The sequence below is a fragment of the Tistlia consotensis USBA 355 genome (genome assembly GCF_900177295.1).
Taxonomy (GTDB): Bacteria; Pseudomonadota; Alphaproteobacteria; order Kiloniellales; family DSM-21159; genus Tistlia; species Tistlia consotensis.
Window position 1 is genome coordinate 55,290 of sequence record NZ_FWZX01000013.1, and the last position, 18,958, is coordinate 74,247.

Below are 18,958 nucleotides of genomic sequence, written 5' to 3' on the forward strand. Positions count from 1 at the left end.
GGTGCGGCGCCCCGAGCCTTCCTCCTGCGCGAGACGAGCCGCCCATGACCGAGACCCAGCCGCTCTGGACCCCGTCGCCCGAGCGCGTCGCCGACGCCAACCTGACCCGCTTCATGCAGGCGCTGAGCGAGCGCAGCGGCCTCGCCTTCGGCGGCTACGACGCGCTCTACGACTGGTCGATCCGCGACGTCGAGGGCTTCTGGCGCGCGATCTGGGACTGGTGCGGGGTGATCGGCGAGGGACCGCTCACGCCGGGCCTGCTCGACGGCGACAGGATGCCGGGCGCCCGCTTCTTCCCCGAGGTGACGCTCAACTTCGCGGAGAACCTGCTGCGCCGGAACGACGGATCCGAGGCGATCGTGTTCCGCAGCGAGGACAAGGCCGAGCGGCGCCTGACCTGGGCCGAGCTCACCACCGCCGTCTCGCGCACCGCCCAGGCGCTGGCGGCCGAGGGCGTCGGCCCCGGCGACCGGGTCGCCGCCTACCTGCCGAACATGCCCGAGACGGTGATCGCCATGCTGGCGACGGCCGCGCTCGGCGCCGTCTTCTCCTCCTGCTCGCCCGACTTCGGCGAGCAGGGCGTGCTCGACCGCTTCGGCCAGATCGAGCCCAAGGTGCTGTTCGCCTGCGACGGCTACTTCTACGCCGGCAAGACCCTGGACATCCGGGCCAAGGTCCGGGCCGTCGCGGCGGAGCTGCCCAGCGTCGGCAAGGTCGTGCTCTGCCCGCTGATCGGGGACGGCTCGGCCGAGCCGGGCGTCCCGAAGGGCGTCTGGCTGGCCGACTTCCTGGCGCCCTTCGAGGCCGGCCCGATCGCCTACCTCCGCCAGGGCTTCAACGCGCCGCTCTACATCATGTTCTCCTCGGGCACGACCGGTAAGCCGAAGTGCATCGTGCACGGCGTCGGCGGCACCCTGCTGCAGCACCTGAAGGAGCACCGCCTGCAGAGCGACGTGAAGCCGGGCGACCGGATCTTCTACTTCACGACCTGCGGCTGGATGATGTGGAACTGGCTGGTCTCGGGGCTGGCCAGCGAGGCGACGCTGCTGCTCTACGACGGCTCGCCCTTCCACCCGACCAGGGACGTCGTCTACGACTACCTGCAGGCCGAGAAGGCGAGCCTGTTCGGCACCTCGGCCAAGTACATCGACGCCTGCGCCAAGGCCGGCCTCAAGCCGATCGAGACCCACGACCTCTCGAGCGTGCGGGTGATCTGCTCGACCGGCTCGCCGCTGGTGCCGGAGTCCTTCGACTACGTCTACCGGGACGTCAAGAAGGACGTCTGCCTGTCGTCGATCTCCGGCGGCACCGACATCGTCTCCTGCTTCGTGCTCGGCAACCCGATCGGCCCGGTCTGGCGCGGCGAGATCCAGGCACGCGGCCTCGGCATGGCGGTCGAGGTCTGGAACGACGAGGGCCAGCCGGTGGTCGGCGAGCAGGGCGAGCTGGTCTGCGTCAGGCCCTTTCCCTCGATGCCGCTCTGCTTCTGGAACGATCCCGACGGCGAGCGCTACCGCGCGGCCTACTTCGAGCGCTTCCCGGGCGTCTGGTGCCACGGCGACTTCGTCGAGCTGACGACGCACGGCGGCATCGTCATCTACGGCCGCTCCGACGCCGTGCTGAACCCCGGCGGCGTGCGCATCGGCACGGCCGAGATCTACCGCCAGGTCGAGAAGCTGCCCGAGGTGCTGGAATCGATCGTCATCGGCCAGAACTGGGACGGCGACGTGCGCGTCGTGCTGTTCGTCAAGCTGGCCGAGGGCAAGACGCTCGACGACGAGCTCGTCGCGCGCATCCGGAAGACGATCCGCGAGGGCGCCAGCCCGCGCCACGTGCCGGCCAAGATCCTCGCCGTGCCGGACATCCCGCGCACCCGCTCGGGCAAGATCGTCGAGCTCGCGGTGCGCGACGTCGTCCACGGCCGCCCGATCAAGAACCAGGAGGCCCTGGCCAACCCCGAGGCCCTGGACCACTACCGCGACCGGAGCGAGCTGAAGGCCTAGGCGGCGCTCCTCTCCGTTTCCCCCCAATCGGCTTCATGGTGAGCCTGTCGAACCATGGAGCCGAACCGGCCGGACCGTGCCGACTTCGCTTCGCCCTTCGACAAGCTCAGGGTGAAGCGAATGGGTGCAAGTGGAAAAGCCGCAGAAACGCCCTACCCCACCACCAGCCGCCCTTCCTCGATCCTGGCCTCGGCGCCGTCCGGCAGCGCCCTCAACGCCGCCGGATCGAGCCTCAGCGCCGGGATCGGCCGGTAGCCGAGCTCGCGGGCGACGGCGATGCCGAGCAGCAGGATGGCGTCGACGCCGGCCAGCAGCAGGCCGGCCGGGGCGGCGCCCTCGCGCAGCAGCTCAAGCATCACCGAGGAGGAGGAGCTGGAGCCGATCGTGCCCGGCAGCGCCAGCAGCCGGCCGGCGATCTCCTGGTCGCGCTGGGGGTGGCTCGCCATGACGATGCGCCCGGTCTTCGGCTCGACCCCGCCCCAGAAGGACAGCGGCGCCGTGAGCACCAGCAGCCGACCCGCGGCGCTGCCCGGCAGCAGGCTCTCGCCGTCGAGCGTTCGTTCCGGAAGCGCAATCATGTCCAGAGGCTCTCGTCGCGCAGGACCCGCCCGGCGACGGCGCTTTCGACACAGTCCCGGAGGCTGCCGAAGACGACGCCGTAGCCGGTGTTGCCGGGCGCGTAGTGGGCGAACTTGCCGGAGTTGGTCATCAGCACGCCCTCGAAGCCCTCGAGGATCGGCGTCACCACGACGCAGGTGTCGGCGACCAGGCGGACGCCGGCCTGCTGCAGGGGCCCGGTCAGCCCCGCCGACTCGAGCCGCGCCAGGGTGTGGCGGCCGGTGCAGGCGTAGACCGGCACCCGGCTGTGGCGGCCGGCCAGGGCGGCGGCCAGGGCCTCGAACTCGGCGAAGGAGAAGTGCGGGCTGCCCAGGGCCACGGCGTCGAGGCGTTCGCTGTCGCTCGTCGAGAGTCCGGCGCGCACCGCGAGCAGCGCCGCGGCGTCGGGGCGCAGCAGCGCCGCCGGCGGCAGGCCGCCCAGGGCGGTCGCGGCGTCCGGCGCCTCCGGCGTGACGCCGGCGACATGGAACAGGGCGACCGCGCCGGTCGAGGCGGCCGCCGCCCCGAAGGCCTTCAGGCGGTCCTCGGCGAGACCCGCCGGCAATCCCGCGATCACCCCGATCGCCTCGCCGATCGCCCGGCCGTACCAGGCGCCGAGCACGGGATAGAAGGCCTCCTCGGCGAAGAGCGCGGGATTGAAGCCGGCGAGCTCGACCAGCACCGTGGCGCGACGCGCCTCGGCCCGGTGCAGGCCATAGTCTGGCGCCTTGCCGGCGACCGCGCAGGCGAGGTCGAGGAAGTCGCCGTAGCGGTTGCTGCGTGCGCCGAGCACGGAGTTGACGAAGGCGACGGCGTTCGACTCGCCCCAGGCGACGTCGGTCCCGGCGGCCGGCCGGTGCCCGGCCTGGTAGGGCGCGCAGGTCCAGGACGGCCGGCAGCCGAGCGCCTCGTGGGCCTTCATGAGCCGGAGCGCCATCGCCCGCTCGTGGCCCTGCAGGCGCACGTTCTCCGGGCGCAGCAGGTCGAGCGCGCCGACGTTGGTGGTGCTCGGCACCGCGACCCGGGCGCCGCCCTCGACCAGCCGCTCGGCGAACTCGGTGCCGCCGTCGCCGTGGTAGAGGCAGCCGTCGATGTGGGCCGAGGCGACCGGGATCAGCCGCTCCGCGCCGAGCAGCCGGCCGGCCTCGGCGACGAGGCGCAGCGCGAGCGCCGCGCCGGTCCCGTCCCGGCCGCCGGCGATCGCGCGTTCCTCGGCGGTCAGGGCCAGCATGGCCTCACCTACGCTGTCCGGGGCCCAGGCTCAGGCGCCGGCCACGGTCATGCCGTCGATCCGGACGGTCGGCGAATCCGTGCCGTAGCGGAACACCAGGTCGTCGGCCGGCGTCAGGTTCAGGAACATGGTTTTGAGGTTGCCGGCGACCGTCGCCTCGGAGACCGGGTAGGCGAGCTCGCCCTGCTCGATCCAGAAGCCGGTGGCGCCGCGGCTGTAGTCGCCGGTGACGCCGTTGGCACCCATGCCCATCATCTCGGTGACGTAGAAGCCCTGCTCGATCTCGCCGATCAGCTCGGCGGCCGAGCGCTCGCCGGGCGCCAGGTAGAGGTTGCTGGCGCTCGGCCCCGGCGGGCCCGAGACGCCGCGCGCCGCGTTGCCGGTCGGCGCCAGCCCGAGCTGGCGGGCCGAGGCGAGGTCGAGCAGCCAGCCGGTCAGCACGCCGTCCTCGATCAGCGCGCGCTCCCGGGTCGCCAGCCCCTCGGCGTCGAAGGGCTTGGAGCGCAGGCCGCGGGCGCGGTGCGGGTCGTCGATGACCCGGAGGCCCTCGGCGAAGACCTTCTCGCCGAGCCTGTCCTTGAGGAAGGAGGTGCCGCGCGCGATCGCTGTGCCGGTGATCGCGCCGGCGAAGTGGCGCAGCAGCGAGTTGGCGACCCGGGGGTCGAAGACGATCGGCACCTTCCCGGTCTTCGGCTTGCGTGGCTTCAGGCGCCTGACCGCCTTCTCGGCGGCGCTGCGCCCGACCTCCTCGGGATCGCGCAGATCGCTGCCGTAGACCGCCGAGGAGAAGTCGTAGTCGCGCTCCATGCCCAGCCCCTCGCCGGCCAGCACGGAGACGCCGAGCGAATGACGCGAGCCGGCGTAGCTGCCGGAGAAGCCGTTGGTCGCGGCGACCGCGACGCGGTGCGAGGACCAGCTGGCCTCGGCGCCCTCGGAGTTGGTGATGCCGGGCACCGCGCGCGCCGCCGCCTCGCAGGCGCGGGCGCGCTCGATCAGCAGCTCGGGCGCGGGCTCCTCGGGGTCGAGCGCGTCGAGCTCGGGAAAGTCGTGGGCGACCTGGCCGGGCTCGGCGAGGCCGCAGTAGCTGTCCTCCGGCACCGCGCGGGCCATGGCGACGGCGCGTCCGACCAGCTCGTCCAGGGCGTCGCCGACGAAGTCGGTGGTCGAGACGATGGCCTGGCGATGGCCGATGAAGACGCGCAGGCCGAGGTCGTGCCCCTCCTCGCGCTCGAGCCGCTCGACCTGGCCGAGGCGCTGGGCATGGCTGATCGCCGCGCCGTGCACGACCAGGGCGTCGGCCGCGTCGGCACCAGCCCGCTTCGCCTTGTCCAGCACCGCCTGCAGCAGGGCGCCGTCGTCGTCGCTCACCGCCATGGAACCTCCTCGTGACGTCTCTCTGATGGGCTATCCGCTATATAGGGTGCCGCGGTGGCGCTGCGCGACCCTCATGGCCACCACCCTCATGGCCACCACCCTCATGGCAGGGCGAACTCGGCGACCAGGGGCGCGTGGCCGCTGGCCGGGCCCGCGTCCTCCTCCTCGGTCAGCAGCTCGTTGTGGATCTCGACGGCGCGGAACAGGCCGTAGAGCGGCCGGCTGGCCAGGATGTGGTCGAGCAGCAGCCGCTCGCCGCCGTGCAGCAGGCTGTAGCGCCGGTCCTCGGGCAGGGCCCGGGCCAGGTCGATCAGGCGCAGCAGCGCCGGCACCTCGGCGCCGTCCTCGTCGGCGCGGCCCTCGAGCAGGCGCAGCGTGTCGTCCTCCAGCGGCGCGTTGCAGTCGCCGCAGACCGCGACCAGGGCCTCGGGATCGGCCGCCAGCAGCCGCTCGACCAGGAGCCGTGCCTCGAGCGCCTGGCCGAGCCGCCGGACCGTCGCCCGGAAGAAGCCCGGGGCCCAGTCCGATCCGCCCTCCCCCTCCTCGGGGACGGCGCGCGGCGCACGCAGGTGCAGGTCGACCAGGGTCAGCGACCGGCCGCCGGGCAGCTCGACCTCGGCCCAGAGCAGCGGGCGGTCCCAGTGCTGGGGCGCGCCCTCCAGCTCGGGCGGCGCGACCAGCTCGTGGCGCAGGCTGTGCCAGCGCCGGATCGGCCAGCGCGACAGGATCGCCAGGTTGTGCCGGTCGGCGGCACCGTGGCCGCTCTGCGACAGGCTGACCGCCCGGTAGAAGCCGGCGTAGGGCCCGTTCTCGAGCAGCCGGTCGAGCGCGCTGAGCCGCCGGCTGCCCCGGTGCCGCGGCGCGTTGATCTCCTGCAGACACAGCAGGTCCGCCTCCAGGCGCGCCAGCTGCGGGCGCAGCACCGGCAGGCGCTCGGCCAGCGGCACGGCGGCCCTGGGCGAATCGTCCAGGTTCTCCAGGTTGAAGGTCGCGAGGCGCAGCCGGCCGGTCATGCCCCCTGTCTAGCGCAGACCGGCCGGGCGGGCCATCGGCGCCGCGGGCCGCACCGCGGTCACGGCAGCAGCGGCGCGAGCTCCCTGTCGAAGCGCTGCAGCGCCTCTGTCGCGAGCGGGCTGTTGCAGCCGGCGGCGCGGATGTCGTCCTTGGCCTGCTGGATCAGCAGCAGCCGCTTGGTGCCGATCTCGCTCATGCCCTGCTGCTCGACATAGTGGGCGATGGCGTCGTGGGCCGCCTGCCCCAGATGCTTCTTGCGGCATTGCCCGTAGGCGGCGACCGCCCGGTAGTAGTCGGTGTAGACCGCCTCCTTGGCGGCCAGGCTGCTCTCGGCCCGGGCCGGCGCCGCGGCCGGCGGCAGGGCGCCGGCCGCGACCAGGACGGCGGCGAGCAGGACGGCGGCAAGGGGCGGAAGGCGGCGCGAGAGGCGGGTCATCGGGGGGTGCTCCCTAGAAGCTGGAACCGGGCTGCTGCAGGAACGCCGCTTCGGCCTCGGTGGTTGCGCGGCCGAGCAGGGCGTTGCGGTGGGGAAAGCGCCCGAAGCGGGCGATGACGTCCCGGTGGCGCTCGGCGTAGCTCAGCCAGTCCGGGTTCGAGAGCCGCGCGCAGAGCGCGACGCAGCGCTCCTGGTCGGCCAGGTCCTCGCTGTGCTCCAGCGGCAGGTAGAGAAAGATCCGCCGGCGGTCGTCGGCCAGCGCCGCGTCGTGGCCGGCGGCCAGGGCGGCCCGGCAGACGGCGAGCGCACGGGCATCCGTCGCGAAGGCGCGGGGCGTGCCGCGGAAGAGGTTGCGCGGCACCTGGTCGAGCAGGACGACCAGGGCCAGCGCGCCCTCCGGCTCGGCGGCCCAGTGGTCGAGCTCGCCGGCGGCGGCGCGCTCGTGCAGCGCCCCGAGCGCCCCGCCGACCGCCCGGTCGAAGGCCTCGTCGCGTTCGAACCACTGCGCGTCCCGGCCCTCGGCAAACCAGAAGGCCAGCACCGACTCGATCTCCGCCTCGCTCATCGTTCCCGTCTCGCCGTTTCGCCCGGGAGCGGAGGCTAGCAGCTTCGCCCGCCTTGTGCTCAAGTCTCAGACGCCATGGGCCGCCCCACCGTCCGTCCGCTCCTCCGGCTCCTCGCCTGCGTGATCCTGCTGTCGGCGCTCGCCGGCTGCGGCCCGGATCCCGAGCAGAGCCAGCTCTGCGAGCGGCTGATGACGGCCTTCGTCGGGCCCGACCACCAGCTGGTCGACGCCGAGGCCCTCGATTCGGGGCCGGCGGGCAGGCCGCCGGCGGTGCGCATCAGCTATCGCGCCGGCGGCGCCCTGCGCTGGCACGTCTGCCGCTTCGCCGGCAGCGGCTTCGAGCAGGGCCGCCTGGAGCTCGCGTCGGTCGAGACCGACCGGGACGGCCGGCTGACCCCGATCCAGCTCGACCTGCTGCGCGTCTGGCTCGACCTGCCCGAGGGCGAGAAGGGCCGCGCCCCGGCCGTCTGGCCGAGCGGCCCGTCGGGCGAGCTGCTCTACTTCGTCCAGACGGTGATCAACGCGCTGGCGATCTGCTGCCTCTACGGCCTGCTGGCGGTCGGCTACTCGCTGGTCTACGGCATCATCGAGCGGATCAACCTGGCGTTCGGCCAGATCACCATGGTCGCCGCCTTCGCCGCCCTGCTGGCGACCCTCGCCCTGGTCGGCGAGGAGAGCGGCCGGATGTGGCGCGCCGGCGGCGCCCTGACCGGGCTGCTGGTCGTGCTGGCCGCCGGCGCCGGCAGCGGCGCGCTCTATGCCTGGGCCAGCGACCGACTGGCCCTGAAGCGGCTGCGCGGCGGCAGCTCGCAGATGATGCTGATCGCGACGATCGGCATCGCGATCGTCCTGCCCGAGGCGGTGCGCCTGCTGCAGGGCGCCGGCGAGCACTGGCTGGCGCCGCCGCTGCCGCAGCGTGTCGAGCTGGTGTCGTTCGGCGGGGTCTGGACCGGCGTCACCCTCGGCCAGATCGCCGTCGTCGGCCTGACCCTGGCAGCAAGCCTGCTGCTGTTCGCCGGCCTGCGCCACAGCCGGCTCGGCCTGCAGCTGCGCGCGACGGCCGACGACCGCAAGGCGGCGGCGCTGATGGGCATCGACGTCGACCGCATCGTCGGCGCCTCCTTCGCACTGGGCGGGCTGTTCGCCGGCCTCGGCGGCGTGGTGCTGACGCTCTACTACGGCGGCGTCGGCTTCAACGCCGGTGCGCTGATCGGCTTCAAGGCGCTGACGGCGGCGATCGTCGGCGGCATCGGCTCGCTGCCCGGCGCGCTGCTCGGCGGCGTCCTGATCGGCCTGCTGGAGACCTTCTGGTCGGCCTACCTGTCGCTCGCCTACAAGGACATCGCGATCTTCAGCCTGCTGACCCTGGTGCTGATCTTCCGGCCGTACGGCCTGCTCGGCCGCGCCCGCGACTGGTCGGACGGGCTGTAGCCGGAGCCCGGGGAGCCCCGCAAGGCGCTCAGAACACCCTGTCGTCCAGACCGAAGGGGCCGATGCGGCGCAGCCGGTAGTCGATGAACTCGCCGTGCGTCTCGAAGGCCAGCCGCCGGATCTGCTGACGGTCGTCGAACCAGAGGTGCACGGCCGGGTCGCCGGGGATGAAGGCGTGCTGCGTGGCGACCTGCTGGCCGGCCGACTCGATGGTCTCGCGGCCGCGCTGCTCGACCCGGATCGGGAAGAGGTCGCCGTCCTTGGCGCTCAGCAGCTCGCTGCGCCGGAGCACCAGCGGCGACCAGTAGCTCGCCGGCACCACGTCGGCCGGCGCGGTGACCGGGCCGGCGCTGCCGTCGACCTTGAAGATCCCGCCCTCGGCCTCGCCTTCGACCGACAGCTTGGTGCCGTCGTCGTCGGTGCGCGTCTCCAGGCCGACCAGCCGGATGCCGTCGCCCTCCCTGCGCCAGGTCTCGCGGCCCTGGTGGCGATAGCGATAGGCGGTGAGGCCGAGCACCCGCACCTTGATCTCGGTCTCGATGTCGATCTGCAGGTCGTCCGCCGCCTTCTCGGCCGAAACCCGGTGGGAGCCGATGGTGTCGCCCTTGCGCAGGATGTCGAACTGCAGCGCCGGCATCGGCGCCGCCCAGGCGCGCGCCGACAGGCCGCCCGGCAGGGGCGCTGCGGCGAGCAGCGGCGTGCTCACGAGGCCGGCGACGAGCGCGCGGCGGCTGATGGATCCAGACGGCAAGGGATACCCCCTCCAGGTGCCCGGCAGACCGGCCCGGGCGGCGATCACGGCTGGTCAGATAGAGTGGAAAGGCCCGCGAGACAAGGTTCCGCCGCCACGACCGGCGGCCGAGCCGCTTCACAACTGCGTTGACCGCACGGCAGGGCGGCCGGTCACAGGCGATGCGGCCGCGCGCCGCCCCGGATCAGGACGTCGAGGCGGCCGAGCAGCGGCAGCAGGTCGGCGACGCTGTCGACCACGGCGTGCGCCCCGGCCGCGAACAGGCGCTCGCGCGCCGCGCCGTCGAGGCGGGCGACCTCGGCCGGCTCGGCCGCGGCCAGCTCGGCGGGCGACAGCCCGACGGCGTTGCCGGACAGCGACACGCCGACCGTCCAGGTGCCGGCGGCCAGGCCCTCGGCGAGCCCGGGCTCGGTGTCGTCGACCTTGACGACCCGCTCGGGCTGCCAGACGCCGAGGTCGACGAAGCACTTGTACATCATCAGCGGGGTCGGCCGGCCGGCCGCCAGGTCGCCGGCGCAGACCAGGTTGTCCGGCGCGTAGCCCTGCTCGGCGGCCTTCGGCAGCAGCCGCTCCATGATGTCGCGCGTATAGCCCGTGGTGGAGCCGATCCTGACGCCGTCCCGGCGCAGCGCGGCGACCAGCCGGGCGGCGCCCGGCACCAGATCGGCATAGTCGGCGACGACCTCGGCGTTGAGCGGCACGAAGACCTCGTAGATCGCCCGCGCCGCCGCCTCGTCGAAGGGCGTGCCGTTGGCCCGGCTCCAGGCCTCGGCGATCCTGGGCTCGGCGCCCAGGGCACGGATGTGGTCGAGCTTCGGCAGGCCCATCGGCCGCCGCGCCTCCTCGATCGTGATCTCGACGCCGAACCGGCCGAAGACCTCGACGAAGGCGCCCATCGGGGCCAGCGAGCCGAAGTCGACCATGGTGCCGGCCCAGTCGAAGACCACCGCCTGGATCGCCTGCAGTGCCATCACGCCGTCTCCCGCCTCTCGTCGCCGTCCCGAGCGTCGCCGAACAGCTCGGCGATCACCTCCTCGCCGATCGCAAAGCCGGTCGAGGCGCCGGTGCCGCCGGTGACGATGACCAGGCGCACCCGCTCCTCGGGCCGGTCGACCAGCATCACCCGGTCCGAGGCCGAGGCGTAGGTGCCGGTCCAGCGCTCGAGGACCTCGGGCTCGGCGAGGCCGGTCGCGGCGCCCAGCTCGTCGAGGATCAGGCGGTCGACCGCGGCGTCGGCGAAGGGATGGGGGGTCGGGTCGTAGCGGTGCGAATCGCCGACCACCAGCGAGCCGTCCGCGCCGGCGACGGCGATCAGGTGGATGCCCTCCGCCAGGTGCCGCGGCTGCTCCTGCCCGAGCCGGGCGCGCAGGGCCGCCGCCTCGGGCAGCGCGGCATAGCCGGCGTAGCGCACCAGGCCGAGGTCGGACATCACCGGGCAGGGCAGCCGGAAGCCGGCCTCGCGCGGCCGGACCCGCATCATGTGCAGCAGGCAGCGGGTCAGGCCGTAGGCCGCGATCCGCTCCGGATAGAGGCTGAGGAAGTCGTCGCCCGGGCAGACCACCACGGTTCCGGCCTCGATGCGGCCCGCCGTCGTCTCGACCCGCGGCGGCGCCACCTCGCGGACCAGCGCCGGGCGCAGGAAGTCGACGCCCTGGCGCTCGGCCAGCCAGGCGGCCAGCCGGGGAATCGCCTCGCGCGACTCGACCCGCAGCTCGTGGGGCGACTGCAGGGCTGCGACGACGCCGTCCGCTGCCAGGCCGGGAAAGCCCTCGGCGGCCTGCGCGGCGGTCAGCAGCCGGCAGCCCTCGCCCATCTCCGTCGCCAGGAAGGCTTCCAGGACCGCGAGCGCCTCGGGCCGGCGTGCCAGCACGCGCAGGCCGCGCTGCTCGATGCGGATGCCGGCCTGGGGCGCGACCTCGGCCCAGACGTCGCGGCTGCGCAGGGCGCGTCGCCAGGGCAGGCCTCGCTCCTGCCCGGTCACCGTCACGAAGCCGAAGTTGCGGACCGAGGCGCCGTTGGCCCGGACGTCCCGGTCGACGACCACGACACGGAGGCCGCGCCGCGTCGCGGCCAGGGCATGGGCGAGCCCCAGGATGCCGCCGCCGACGACGGCCAGGTCATAGGCCCTGCTGCTTCCGCTCACCGAAGATCGTCCCTCGAATCCTGCCCCACGCCGCCCCGCCGGCCTCGCGCGCGGCCCCTTCTGGCCGATGCCGCAGACCACGTCCAATGTCGGTTTCGTGACGCCGTCCTGCAGCCGCCGCGATGATGCTGCATCGCAGCAAGAGAGATGAAGCGGAAAGTGCGGGCGGCCCGAATCCGGCAGCGGGGGGAGAAGGGGAGCGCGGCGCATAACCGCAGCCGCCAAAAACGACAGCGGCCCGTGAGACACGGGCCGCTGCGCTGGAGCCGGCCGGATCACCCGCGTCGTCGGGGTGCCAAGGATCGGGCGACGCCGACCGGCCTAGAGGAGAGTCACGCGATCCATCAAACCCGCGAGCGGATATGATGGATCACGATCCGGTCCGGAGGACCCGGCGGGGGGTCAGTTGGTCGTGCCGCCGGTCGCCGGCGCCGGAACCGCGGGAGCCGGGCTCTGGTTCATCTGCTGCTTCTCGCGGGCGGCCTGCTGGGCGTCCATCTTGTCCTTGAGGTCGACGAAGTCCGGCGCCGCCTCCAGCTCCTCGCGGGTCGACTGCATGACCAGCTGGACGTTGCCGTCCTTGTCGGTGCGGGCCTCGATCGAATCGATCGGCACGCCGACCTGCTTCTCGCCGACGCCCAGGAAGCCGCCGACGCCGATGACCGCGGCGGTCACCTTGCCGTCCTTGTCCATGACCAGGTCGTTGATGTCGCCGACCTTCTCGTCCTGGCCGTTCCTCACCGACTGGCCGATGTAGTCGGTCGCGAGCACCTCGTTCCCGTCCTGCTCGGTGACGAAGCCGCCGGCCGGCGCCGCGGCGTCCATCCCGGCCTTGGCATCGCTCTTCGCGCCGGCATCGGCCTGGCCCTCGACGGCAGCCTTGGGCGTCGCCGGCGCCGTGGCGTCGCCGCCCGACTGGGTGGTCTGACCGTAGGCGGCACCGCCGGCCAGCAGGGCGACCAGCGCGGTGGTGGTGAGCAAGCTGCGCAACATGGCTTCCTCCTGTATTCGTAGCGGGCTCCGGGAGACACCCCGTGCCCGATGCCCCAAGAACGAGGGGCTTCCGAAAAGGGTTCCGTCAAGGAATGGGGCAATACGGGGGCCAGCCACAGGCCTCGTCCGCGAAGCCGCGCTCTCTACCTGCGGAAGGCCCGAAAAGCCCGAGGCATCGCCGCCGGAGTTACGGTCGAATCTGCACGAATTGCTCTAGAAGGCCGTAACACAACCGATTTTCTTTCAGGGGCAGGGCATCAGGGGACTTGATGAGTTGCGCTTACTAAGCAATGATCCTCCAGGCTGCGAGCAAGGGGGCAGTTTTGACGGCCTGTCCGGTACCGAACCCTTTCGGCGATCAAGAATTGCGGGGTCTGGGCGACCAGACGGCCGATGAAATTCGCCGATCGGTGGAGATTTGGTGTCGAGGGGAGCGCTTGCGGTTGAGCGGAGACTACCTGGAGGCGATCCGGGTCTTCCGCGAAGCGGCGAGCCTCGATCTGCTGTCGCACGACGGCGAGAGGGAACAGCCGAGCATGCTGCCCCACCCGCGGGTCGTCGCCAGCGGCCTGTCGGGCGAGCTGCTGCTGGCGATCCGCGACGCGATCCGCCGGGCGAGCCGCGAGCGCGGCGTCGGCGACGACCTGTCGGACAGCTAGAGACCGAGCCGAGCCGACGGTCGGTGCGCTTCGACCCGACCGAACGGCGCTCCGGACGCCGCACCGTCAATTAGAACAATTCCAGGAACTCCGACAGCGCGCCGCCGTTGGCGGTGGAGTCACGACCGGGTTCTCCGGCACCGGACCCGGCTCCATCGAGAAAGGGCAGCTGTCGAGATGAAGGACACGAAGCAGACCAGCGGCGCGGGCGGCGAGCCGCATCAGGCCACCAGGGGCGCCGGGCGCCCGACCCTGACGACCAACCAGGGCCTGGCGGTCGCGGACAACCAGAATTCGCTGAAGATCGGCGGGCGCGGCCCGTCGCTGCTCGAGGACTTCGTCCTCAGGGAGAAGATCACCCATTTCGACCACGAGCGCATCCCCGAGCGCGTCGTGCACGCGCGCGGCGCCGGCGCCCACGGCTACTTCGAGTGCACCAAGGCCATGGGCCACGTCACCAAGGCAGGTTTCCTGTCGGAGGTCGGCAGGAAGACCGAGACCTTCACGCGCTTCTCGACCGTCGCCGGCAGCAAGGGCTCGACCGACCTGGCGCGCGACGTGCGCGGCTTCGCGACCAAGTTCTACACGGACGAGGGCATCTTCGACCTGGTCGGCAACAACATCCCGGTCTTCTTCATCCAGGACGCCATCAAGTTCCCGGACCTGATCCATTCGGTGAAGCCCGAGCCGGACCGCAACTTCCCGCAGGCCGCCTCGGCGCACGACACCTTCTGGGACTTCGCCTCGCTCAACACCGAGACCACCCACATGCTGATGTGGGCGATGTCCGACCGGGCGATCCCGCGCAGCCTGCGCATGATGGAGGGCTTCGGCGTCCACACCTTCCGGCTGATCAGTGCCGAGGGCGAGTCCGTGCTCTGCAAGTTCCACTGGAAGCCCAAGCTGGGCCTGGCCTCCCTGCTGTGGGACGAGGCGGTCAAGATCTCCGGCGCCGATTCCGACCTGACGACCAAGGACCTCTGGCAGGCGATCGAGCGGGGCGAATACCCGGAGTGGGAGCTGGGCCTGCAGCTCTTCACGGAGGAGCAGGCCGACGGCTTCGACTTCGACGTGCTCGACCCGACCAAGCTCGTGCCGGAGGAGCTGGTGCCGGTGGAGACCGTCGGCCGGATGGTGCTGAACCGCAACCCGGACAACGTCTTCGCCGAGACCGAGCAGGTCGCCTTCTGCCCGAGCCACGTCGTGCCCGGCATCGGCTTCACCAACGATCCGCTGCTGCAGGGCCGCCTGTTCTCCTATCTCGACACCCAGATCAGCCGGCTCGGCGGGCCGAACTTCCACGAGCTGCCCATCAACCGCCCGCGCTGCCCCTTCGCCAACGACCAGCGCGACGGCATCGGCCGCCACGAGGTGAACAAGGGCCGGGTCGCCTACGACCCGAGCAGCCTGCAGGCCGACAAGCCGCTGGAGAACCCGCGGCTCGGCTACGAGAGCTTCCCCGAGCCGCTGTCGGGCGAGAAGCGGCGACGCCGCGCCGAGGCCTTCGCCGACCACTACACGCAGGCGCGCCTGTTCTGGGTCAGCCAGACCGAGCCGGAGCAGGACCACATCGTCGCGGCCTTCACCTTCGAGCTCGGCATGGTCGACACGCCGGAGATCCGCACGCGGATGGTCGCGAACCTGCGCAACGTCGACGAGGGGCTCGCCAAGCGCGTCGCCTCCGGCCTCGGCATCGCGCTGCCGGCGGCCTCGAAGCCGGCCAGGCCGGCCGGCGAGGTCGAGCCGTCCCCGGCCCTGTCGATCCTCGAGAACGCCGAGCCCGCGCTGCCGGGCAAGAAGCTCGGCGTGCTGGTCACCGACGGCGTCGCTCCGGCGACCCTGGCCGCGCTGCGCAAGGCGGTCGAGGCCGAAGGCGTGACGGTCGAGCTGGTCGCCCCCAGGCGCGGCGGCGTGGCCGGCGAGGACGGCGAGACGATTCCCGCGGACCACGCCCTCGCAGGCGGTCCCTCGGTGCTGTTCGACGCCGTCGCGATCCTCGGCGAGGCGAAGGCGGTCGAGCGGCTGACGCGCAACGCCGCCGCCCTCGAGTTCGTCGGCAACGCCTACGCCCACCTGAAGGTCATCGGCTTCGACCCGGCCGGCGCGACCCTGCTGAAGGCTGCCGGCCTGCCGCGGCGCGGCGACGGGCTCGTCCGGCTCGAGGGCGCCCGGGATGCCGGCGCCTTCGTCGAGGGCTTCCGGGCGCTGCGCACCTGGCAGCGGGCCGCCGAGGTGATGGCGCCGGCCTGACCTTGAAACGGCCGATCGGGCGGCTTCCGCCGGCGGCGAGGGCTGCGTCAGAAGCGCGCAGCACTTGCCGTCCGCGCCGCCGAACCCTCCGAAAGCGGCCGGGAAGGCCGCTTTTTTCTTCAACATTAAATAATCGCAAGAATCCGGCCGCCGGCTCACCCTACTTGCGCCAAGATTCCGGCGCCCGACATACCGCTCTGTTTTGTGCAACAACCTTGTTTCCATGGGAGCAAGAAAATGACCAAGAAGTCGATCCGGGTTTCGGCGATCGCCGCCGCGTTGCTGTTCGGTCTGGGGGCTGCCCTGCCCTCGGTCGCCTCCGCCGGGACGACCCAGGCGCAGACGCAGGCCGCGCAGACCATGACCAAGAAGCCTGCCGCCCAGGCCACGATGAAGAAGATGGCGCACAAGGGCAGCGCCTCCGTGAAGATGGCCCAGGAGGCGCTCAACAAGCAGGGCGCCGGCCTGAGCGTCGACGGCATGATGGGGCCGAAGACCCGGGCCGCGATCAAGAGTTTCCAGAAGGCTCACAAGCTGAAGGTCACCGGCCGCCTCGACAAGGCGACCCGGTCGGCCCTGAAGGCCGCTTCCTGACCTGACGCCTGCCGCAGCCGGCCGGGACGCCCGGGCGCCCCGGCCGGCCGGTTTGCCGCCGGATGGATTACCGCCGGGCGGTCAGGACCCCGCCGCCGGCTCGGCTGGCGGCTCGCGATAGAAGGCGCGGATCGCCTCGACCCCCTCCTCGGCGGTCTCGACGTAGCGGACGAGGTCCCGGTCGGCCGCGGCGATCGTGCCCTCCTCGACCAGGAAGTCGAGGTCGAGCACCCGCTTCCAGTAGCCGGCGCCGAACAGCAGGATCGGCAGGGGGTCGATCTTGCCGCACTGCGCCAGGGTGAGCGCGTCGAACAGCTCGTCCAGGGTGCCGAAGCCGCCCGGAAAGATCGCCAGCGCCCGCGCGCGGATCAGGAAGTGCATCTTGCGCAGGGCGAAGTAGTGGAACTGGAAGCAGAGCGCCGGGGTGATCCAGCCGTTCGGCTGCTGCTCCTGCGGCAGCACGATGTTGAGCCCGATGCTCTCGGCGCCGGCATCCGACGCCCCCCGGTTGGCGGCCTCCATGATGCCGCCGCCGCCGCCGGTCATGATGACGTAGCGCTCGCCCTCGGTGGTCTCGTCGAGGCTCGAGACCAGGCTGCCGAAGCGGCGCGCGACCTCGTACCAGCACGCCTTCCCGGCGAGCCGGCGCTGGATCTCGACCTGCTCGCGGTGCCTCGGGCTGTCGGGATGCTCGCGGGCCAGCGCCTCCCAGATCGCCAGCCGGCGCTGCGCCGTCTCGGGATCGGGGATCCGCGCGCTGCCGAAGACCACCACGGTCGAGAGCACGCCGTGCTGGCGCAGCAGCGTCTCGGTCTTCTGCAGCTCGAGCTGCAGGCGCACCGGCCGCATGTCCTCCTGCAGCAGGAACTCCTGGTCGGCGAAGGCCAGGCGATAGCTCGGCGAGAGCGTCTGCGGCGTCGGCTCGCAGCGCTCGGCCTCGCGCAGGCCCTGCCGGGCCGTCGGATAGGGTCGTCTTCTCCGCTCCGGCGCCATGCGCCCCCCCTCCGTGATGAGATCCCCTGCCCGCCCGCTCAGGACGCGATCACCCGGATCGGCGCGGCGGCGCGCCAGGCGGCGATCGCCTCGACGGTCTGGCGGTAGAACAGCTCGAAGGTCTGGCGCGTCGCGTAGCCGAGGTGCGGGGTCAGCAGCAGCCGGCCCTCGTCGATCAGCCGGGTCGCGTGCAGCGGATGGTCGGCCGGCAGGGGCTCCTCCTCGTAGACGTCGAGCGCGGCGGCGCCCGGCCGCCCGGCCTCGAGCGCCGCCAGCAGCGCCGGCCAGTCGACGATCGGGCCGCGCGAGGTGTTGATCAGCCCGGCGTCCGGCTTCATCGCGGCCAGCTCGGCGGCGCCGATCAGGCCGCGGCTGCGCTCCGACAGCACGAGATGGATCGAGACCAGGTCGGCGCCGGCCAGCAGGGCCGGCAGGTCGGGAGCGCGCGCCACCCCGAGCTCGGCGCAGCGCGCCTCGGTCAGGTTCTGCGACCAGGCGGTCACGGCCATGCCGAGGCCCTGGGCCAGCCGGGCGACCTGGCCGCCGATCCGGCCGAGACCGACCAGGCCCAGGGTCAGGCCGGCAAGGTCTCGGCCCAGGCCGGCCTGCCAGCCGCCGTCGCGCAGCGACAGCGCCTCGGGCAGCAGGCGCCGCGACAGCGCGATCATCAGCAGCAGCGCCAGCTCGACGGTCGGCGTCGCCCGCGATTCGGTGCCGCAGACCGGGATGCCGCGCGCCGCCGCCGCCGCGACGTCGATCGCGGCGTTGCGCGGGCCGGTGGTGACGATCAGCTGCAGGTTCGGCAGCGCGTCGATCAGCTCCTTCGGGAAGGGCGTGCGCTCGCGCATCAGGCAGACGACCTGGAAGCGCTGCAGCCGCTCGATCAGGGCGGCGCGGTCGGCGAGGCTGTCGCGGAACACCGCGATCTCCTCGGCGCCCAGGCTGTCCCAGGGCGCCAGTGTCAGGGCCACGCCCTGGTAGTCGTCGAGGATCGCGATGCGCATGGCCGTCCGTCCGGGCTGTCGTGGAAGCAGGCAGCTAAGCGGAAAAGCCCCGGGCCGGGCAACCGGCGTCGCGCGGCCCCCTGGTCACGGCCGCGCGGCCGACGCCGTCGGGATCGGTGGGTCTCGACGGCAGCGGGTGTCGCCCTGCCGAATTTTCGCGCGGAGGCCGATTGACCTGAGGCCGCCGCGGAGCATCTTGCATCTTACATACGAGAAGGCGGCCGGGAGGGGTCGAGGGCGTGCGATGCTGAAGCGGACGAAATCCCTGACCGAGCAGGCGGCGGACGAGATCCGCGCCCGCATCGTGCGCGGCGACTTCCCGCTCGGCGCACCGCTGTCGGAGAACGCCCTGGCCGGCGAGATGGGCGTCAGCAAGACGCCGATCCGCGAGGCGCTGCTGCAGCTCAAGATGGAGGGGCTGGTCTCGATCCTGCCGCAGCGCGGCAGCTTCGTCTTCGACATGACGGCGCAGGAGATCGCCGCTCTCTGCGAGCTGCGCGACACGCTCGAGCGCGCGGCGCTGCGGCTCGCCGCCGGGCGCCAGGGCCCGGCGCTGGTCGCCGCCCTGGCGGCGATCTGCGGCGAGATGGAGCTGGCGCTCGCCGCCGACGACCTCGCGCGCTACCGCGCGCTCGACGCCGCCTTCCACCAGAGCCTCTTCGACCACTGCGGCAACAGCTTCTTCGTCAGCTGCTACCAGAGCTTCGCCTTCCGGGTGCAGGCGCTGCGCGTGCGCCTGACCGACGATCCGGCCTTCAATGCGCGCTCGATCGGCGAGCATCGGCGCATGACCGAGCTGCTGGCCGGCGGCCGGGTCGAGGAGGCCTGCGCCCTGCTGGCGGTCCACATCGATTCGACCGCGGTCCAGTACGTCGGCATCCTGCAGCCGCCGGGGGACGAGAGCGTCGCCTGACGGCGGC

Annotated in this window: 18 protein-coding genes; 6 read left to right on the plus strand and 12 right to left on the minus strand. The window is 72.5% G+C overall.

What is annotated here, in order from left to right; translation table 11 throughout:
- The first annotated feature begins 44 nt into the window (after positions 1-44).
- On the plus strand, positions 45-2,003 hold the full coding sequence (locus tag B9O00_RS16180; RefSeq protein ID WP_085123734.1) for an acetoacetate--CoA ligase: 1,959 nt from the start codon (positions 45-47) through the stop codon (positions 2,001-2,003).
- A 152-nt stretch (positions 2,004-2,155) separates the two neighbouring features.
- On the opposite strand, the gene B9O00_RS16185 is transcribed toward B9O00_RS16180, so the two are convergent.
- From B9O00_RS16185 to B9O00_RS16210, 6 genes are all read right to left on the minus strand, one after another.
- A complete protein-coding gene (locus B9O00_RS16185; RefSeq protein WP_085123735.1) occupies positions 2,156-2,581 on the minus strand; it encodes an aconitase X swivel domain-containing protein in 426 nt (141 codons plus the stop codon).
- A complete protein-coding gene (locus tag B9O00_RS16190; protein ID WP_085123736.1) occupies positions 2,578-3,831 on the minus strand; it encodes an aconitase X in 1,254 nt (417 codons plus the stop codon). Before B9O00_RS16190 ends, B9O00_RS16185 begins: the two co-directional genes overlap by 4 nt.
- Before the next feature lie 30 nt (positions 3,832-3,861).
- Positions 3,862-5,205, minus strand: a complete 1,344-nt coding sequence (locus B9O00_RS16195; RefSeq protein WP_085123737.1) for a TldD/PmbA family protein — start codon at positions 5,203-5,205, stop codon at positions 3,862-3,864.
- A 101-nt stretch (positions 5,206-5,306) separates the two neighbouring features.
- Positions 5,307-6,218: an endonuclease/exonuclease/phosphatase family protein gene (locus B9O00_RS16200; protein ID WP_085123738.1), complete on the minus strand. Its 912-nt coding sequence runs from the start codon at positions 6,216-6,218 to the stop codon at positions 5,307-5,309.
- A gap of 59 nt (positions 6,219-6,277) precedes the next feature.
- Entirely contained in the window at positions 6,278-6,655 is a 378-nt protein-coding gene (locus tag B9O00_RS16205; protein ID WP_085123739.1) for a hypothetical protein, read from the minus strand.
- A 13-nt stretch (positions 6,656-6,668) separates the two neighbouring features.
- On the minus strand, positions 6,669-7,220 hold the full coding sequence (locus B9O00_RS16210; RefSeq protein WP_085123740.1) for a DUF924 family protein: 552 nt from the start codon (positions 7,218-7,220) through the stop codon (positions 6,669-6,671).
- A gap of 120 nt (positions 7,221-7,340) precedes the next feature.
- Between B9O00_RS16210 and B9O00_RS16215 the strand changes: the two genes are divergently transcribed.
- Positions 7,341-8,651 (plus strand): branched-chain amino acid ABC transporter permease, encoded by a 1,311-nt coding sequence (locus B9O00_RS16215; RefSeq protein WP_235017143.1) that lies wholly within the window; start codon positions 7,341-7,343, stop codon positions 8,649-8,651.
- 28 nt (positions 8,652-8,679) lie between these two features.
- On the opposite strand, the gene B9O00_RS16220 is transcribed toward B9O00_RS16215, so the two are convergent.
- The 4 genes from B9O00_RS16220 to B9O00_RS16235 form a co-directional block, all read right to left on the minus strand.
- Positions 8,680-9,402: a DUF6134 family protein gene (locus B9O00_RS16220; protein ID WP_089229570.1), complete on the minus strand. Its 723-nt coding sequence runs from the start codon at positions 9,400-9,402 to the stop codon at positions 8,680-8,682.
- A 152-nt stretch (positions 9,403-9,554) separates the two neighbouring features.
- Entirely contained in the window at positions 9,555-10,373 is an 819-nt protein-coding gene (phnX, locus tag B9O00_RS16225) for a phosphonoacetaldehyde hydrolase (protein WP_200808542.1), read from the minus strand.
- A complete protein-coding gene (locus B9O00_RS16230; protein WP_235017144.1) occupies positions 10,373-11,545 on the minus strand; it encodes a TIGR03364 family FAD-dependent oxidoreductase in 1,173 nt (390 codons plus the stop codon). Before B9O00_RS16230 ends, phnX begins: the two co-directional genes overlap by 1 nt.
- 402 nt (positions 11,546-11,947) lie before the next feature.
- Positions 11,948-12,538 carry a PRC-barrel domain-containing protein gene (locus B9O00_RS16235; RefSeq protein ID WP_085123743.1) on the minus strand — a complete coding sequence of 197 codons (591 nt, stop codon included), beginning with the start codon at positions 12,536-12,538 and terminating at the stop codon, positions 11,948-11,950.
- A 443-nt stretch (positions 12,539-12,981) separates the two neighbouring features.
- Between B9O00_RS16235 and B9O00_RS16240 the strand changes: the two genes are divergently transcribed.
- The 3 genes from B9O00_RS16240 to B9O00_RS16250 all read left to right on the plus strand — a co-directional run bounded on the left by B9O00_RS16240 (position 12,982) and on the right by B9O00_RS16250 (position 16,041).
- Complete coding sequence (locus B9O00_RS16240) at positions 12,982-13,197, plus strand: hypothetical protein (RefSeq protein WP_085123744.1); 216 nt, start codon at positions 12,982-12,984, stop codon at positions 13,195-13,197.
- A gap of 177 nt (positions 13,198-13,374) precedes the next feature.
- Positions 13,375-15,447 carry a catalase gene (locus B9O00_RS16245; protein ID WP_085123745.1) on the plus strand — a complete coding sequence of 691 codons (2,073 nt, stop codon included), beginning with the start codon at positions 13,375-13,377 and terminating at the stop codon, positions 15,445-15,447.
- A gap of 237 nt (positions 15,448-15,684) precedes the next feature.
- Positions 15,685-16,041, plus strand: coding sequence for a peptidoglycan-binding domain-containing protein (locus tag B9O00_RS16250; protein ID WP_085123746.1), 357 nt, complete (start codon positions 15,685-15,687; stop codon positions 16,039-16,041).
- Between the two features lie 81 nt (positions 16,042-16,122).
- Here B9O00_RS16250 and B9O00_RS16255 read toward each other — a convergent pair whose 3' ends face one another.
- Both B9O00_RS16255 and B9O00_RS16260 read right to left on the minus strand, forming a co-directional pair.
- On the minus strand, positions 16,123-17,034 hold the full coding sequence (locus B9O00_RS16255; protein ID WP_085123747.1) for an LOG family protein: 912 nt from the start codon (positions 17,032-17,034) through the stop codon (positions 16,123-16,125).
- 38 nt (positions 17,035-17,072) lie between these two features.
- A complete protein-coding gene (locus B9O00_RS16260) occupies positions 17,073-18,038 on the minus strand; it encodes a D-2-hydroxyacid dehydrogenase family protein (RefSeq protein WP_085123748.1) in 966 nt (321 codons plus the stop codon).
- A gap of 244 nt (positions 18,039-18,282) precedes the next feature.
- On the opposite strand from B9O00_RS16260, the gene B9O00_RS32520 reads away from it, so the two are divergent.
- Positions 18,283-18,951 (plus strand): GntR family transcriptional regulator, encoded by a 669-nt coding sequence (locus B9O00_RS32520; protein ID WP_159460235.1) that lies wholly within the window; start codon positions 18,283-18,285, stop codon positions 18,949-18,951.
- The last annotated feature ends 7 nt before the right edge of the window (positions 18,952-18,958 follow it).